Source organism: Mycobacterium sp. WUMAC-067, assembly GCF_020217485.1.
In the GTDB taxonomy this organism is placed as follows: Bacteria; Actinomycetota; Actinomycetes; order Mycobacteriales; family Mycobacteriaceae; genus Mycobacterium.
The window spans coordinates 1-496 of the sequence record NZ_JAEKMI010000191.1 but is presented as its reverse complement, the minus strand read 5'-3'; the positions used below and the strand labels follow the sequence as shown (position 1 = coordinate 496).

The window sequence follows — 496 nt, the reverse complement described above, 5'->3', positions numbered from 1 at the left end:
TTGAGCCAGGGTGAGGCGGCTGTCATAGGGAGGCGTCCTTTCGGTTAGCTGCCGTGAGATATCCCGCATTAGTGCTTTGCACAAGCATAATCTTTCAAACTGTTAATTGGTGAACGAGTCTGATATGGGCGGAGGTTCGTAGATGAGTTCGCTGTAGTTGTCGCGCAGCGCGTCGATGATTTCCGTGAGGGGAAGGTCGTCGAAAACGCCACGGTCATGGAGGTATTCCATGTGTTGGGAGCCGTCGCCTGTGTGAGCGTGCAACATGGCGTCTCGCTGACCGTCGAATTCGATAGGAGGGACCCCGAAGCGCGCGCATAACTCGCGGTTGAACGCCGGCGTGGCCTTGACCCACCGGCCATTCAGCAGCATTTGACTGTAGCCGTGGTAGACGAAAACGTCCGAGCCACCCATCCGTTCACGGAGACTCGGGGTCTGCAGATGGTTGCGGACGTCGGCGAAACCCAACCGCGCCGGAATCCCCGCGGCGCGACAC

The 496-nt window shown here is 58.7% G+C and carries 1 pseudogene; it reads right to left on the bottom strand.

Features of this window, described 5'->3' with window-relative positions:
- Nucleotides 1–102: 102 nt before the first annotated feature.
- Nucleotides 103–496: pseudogene (locus JF781_RS28175) on the bottom strand (transglutaminase); the annotation flags it as partial.